Genomic DNA, 3,253 nt, shown 5'->3' with positions numbered 1-3,253 from the left:
CTAATGCTAATGCTAATGCTAATGCTATTGAGGAAGATACCAATTCATCTGTCATTAGTAATGACTCAGGTTTACAATTGGGAAGTCATAGTGCTGTTGATCAAGATCCCTTTGGATTAGCAAAGCATCCATGGTTGGCCTTAATGCTATTATTTTTGGCAGGATTGGGACTGGCGTTTACACCCTGTGTTCTGCCTATGTTGCCTATAGTTAGCAATATTGTGGCACGACAAAATAATCCCACTGCCAAAAAAGGATTAATTTTAAGCGGTAGTTATGCCCTAGGGGTAGCCACTGCTTATGGTATTTTAGGAGCTGTTATTGCTGTATTTGGTCAACAGCTTGGGATTATAGGTTGGCTACAAAATCCTGTTATTTTATCCGCTTTTGCTGCAATATTTGTACTATTGGCTTTATATATGCTTGAGGTTATAAATATTCCAGTACCCAAAGCCCTTCGGCAAAAAACCCATTCTTTAAGCCAAGCAGGTGATAAGTATTTGGGCAGTACTTTTGGTAGCTTTATTGCAGGATTGTTGTCAGCATTGGTGGTATCACCTTGTGTTTCAGCACCTTTATTTGGCGCTCTATTGGCGGTTTCGACCATTGGCAATCCGCTATTAGGTTTCGCTGCTCTGTTTATGTTGGGCTTTGGATTATCAGCCCCATTGATTTTACTTGGAATTAGCCAAGGCAACTTAATGCCAAAAGCTGGCGAGTGGATGACTTGGGTAAAGCAAGGTTTTGCGTTAATGCTATTTGCAGTGGCACTACTATTGATAGAGCGGGTGTTGACCAGTCCTATTATGCTTATGCTATGGTCTATGTGGTTTATGGTCGTGGCGGTGTGGGCTTGGAAATGGATTGGCCGAGGTCAGTTGTTTACCAAACCTTTGGCTATTGTATTTGCAGCCTGGTCAGTTTTGACATTAGTAGGGGCAGCAGCCGGCAGTGAAGATTCTTGGCAACCCTTGTCAATTTTCTCTCAGTCTAACGCCATATCAATTAACGATAAGCTGCAAGCGGTTGGTGCACAAACAATGGCGAGTAATGTACTATACGAGGATAAGCATATTGATACTTTAGATGCGCTTATTCCTATAATTAACCAAAATTCTAAAGTGTTGGTAGATGTTACGGCAGACTGGTGTGTAGAGTGCCGCATTATGGATAAAACCTTATTTGCAAATAGACCTGCAACTATGCAGCAATGGCAATTGGTAAAACTGGATGTAACAGATAGCAATGCAGAATCCGCTCGTATATTATCAGAGTTAAGTCTATTTGGTCCTCCTGCCTTATTGTATTTTGTTGATGGCAAGCTTAAGGTACAGCAGGTTGGAGCGGTTAAACGCAGTGATTTTGAAAGTACTTTGAATAGGTTTTAATATATTTAAGTTTATGATAGTTAATAGTGTTAACAGCTTGCAAGCATAAAACCTAAAGCCAAAGAACCCTTTGGTTTATTAGACAATAGATCGGATATTATTTCTATTTAAATAGGTTTTAATGGCTTTTAGAACATAAATGACGCTCTTAAAAGAACTATAAACCTAACTAAATAACCACTGTAAAACTTTATAATGGTGAGTCATTGTTTAGTCATTTGGATATGATAAAATTTTTGGTTTATAGTTTTTAATGATAGTATAATTACATTTTTCTCCTCTTTTCAGGATAACGCATGATTACTTTGCGGGCTCAAATACAGATTAATCCTCTGTATTCTTCTAAATTAAAGTTTTTATCCCTATCTATGGCAACTATTTGCTTAGCTACTATATCGTCTATTAATAGTGCTTCAGCAGCTACTAATACTGACAGCGTTACTGGTTTTAACACTAATTCGGCAACGATTGACATGAATTCAAACGCCCAACAAGTGGCCATTGATAACATTAGAAAGTGTGCAGACTTAAAACTACCTGCGGCTCGTTTGGCATGTTATGACAAAGTTACTGTGGGTGAAGAACTCACAGTGGGCCGTGAAAAAACGCCAGTGGATCTAGCCGAAACGGTGAAAGCTACCTTTAGCGAGCTACGTCCGACCTTGGTCTTCGCTACTGATGATGCTGAGCTAAATTCAGTAGACAAGACCAAGGTGTCTCCTGGTGCCCCAACTGCTGCAGGCAACCAAAAATTGGCTGAAGCAGGCATAACTGTAGAAGATTTTGCTGCTTATACGCCGCTGAGTCTGGCTTATGATTTGGATAAAAATAGCGAACAAGGGGTTTGGACCGTTAGACCGCATCAGCCGATTTATTTGCTACCTGCTTATGTACAGTATGATGGTAATCGTCGACCTCAGTCGCCTACTTTAAAGCCTTCAGAATCAGAGTTTAAAGATTATGGCAATAAGTATGACGATAACGTAGAACTTAAAGCACAGGTATCTCTAAAAACTAAAATATTAGAGGATGTGTTTGATACCAATGCAGATGTTTGGTTTGGTTATACACAGCAAATGCATTGGCAAGTCTACAATGAAGCGAACTCCCGTCCCTTTAGAGCCACCGACTACATGCCAGAGTTTTTTATAACTCAGCCTGTAAAAGCTAACCTACCGTTTAATGGTAAATTACGTATGTTAGGTGCCGGCGCTATTCACCATTCTAATGGACAGTCAGATCCATGGTCGCGTTCATGGAACCGTGTCTACTTAATGGGTGGCGCTGAGTGGGGCAAACTTAGTGTAGTTCCGAAGATTTGGACACATATTAAAGATAGTAGGAGCTCTATACCTAGTGATAACCCTGATATTACCGACTACTATGGTCATGGTGAGCTGCAAACATTATATGACTTCGGTAAAGGTGAAACTCTTGCTGCAACGGGTCGCTATAATTTTGATACTGAAAAAGGCGGTATTGAATTAGATTATACACTTCCATTAACTAGTGATCTTCATGGGTTTATTCAATTATTCCATGGCTATGGTGAGTCTATTATTGATTACAATAAAAAAACTACTGCTGTGGGTGTAGGTATTTCTTTAAATGATTGGAAAGGGCTATGATTCTAAAAGTTTATAAAGCCTTTTGAAGTTAACGCGGCAACAAATGCTACAACGAGCTGTTCCCGCCTATTACCAGTTGGGTTTGTGGCGAGTTAAGTATCTGCAAAACGTTTGCTGTGTATGTGATACTAATCTTGCTGTGGCACAAAAAGAGCACTTAGCTTCTAAGCGCTCTTTTTTTTCTTTGTGTCCCGTCCTAAAATAAGTTTACGAAAAGGAAGCTTATAAATGGACAAA

The 3,253-nt window shown here is 39.6% G+C and carries 2 protein-coding genes; both read left to right on the top strand.

Going from position 1 to position 3,253, the window contains the following annotated elements; genetic code table 11:
* On the top strand, nt 1–1,388 hold a 1,388-nt coding region (locus QZ265_RS09230), incomplete at its 5' end, for a cytochrome c biogenesis protein CcdA (RefSeq protein WP_296405541.1).
* Nucleotides 1,389–1,684: 296 nt separating this feature from the next.
* Nucleotides 1,685–3,016: a phospholipase A gene (locus QZ265_RS09225; protein WP_296405539.1), complete on the top strand. Its 1,332-nt coding sequence runs from the start codon at nt 1,685–1,687 to the stop codon at nt 3,014–3,016.
* Nucleotides 3,017–3,253 lie beyond the last annotated feature (237 nt).

It is taken from the genome of Psychrobacter sp. (genome assembly GCF_018260395.1).
GTDB lineage: Bacteria > Pseudomonadota > Gammaproteobacteria > Pseudomonadales > Moraxellaceae > Psychrobacter.
Note: the sequence above shows the minus strand (reverse complement) of the source record. Positions and strands in the feature narration are given on the sequence as shown.

Bases quoted from the DNA above. Each gene is read 5' to 3' on its own strand.
- QZ265_RS09225 (WP_296405539.1), top strand. From the start codon at position 1,685: ATGATTACTTTGCGGGCTCAAATACAGATTAATCCTCTGTATTCTTCT.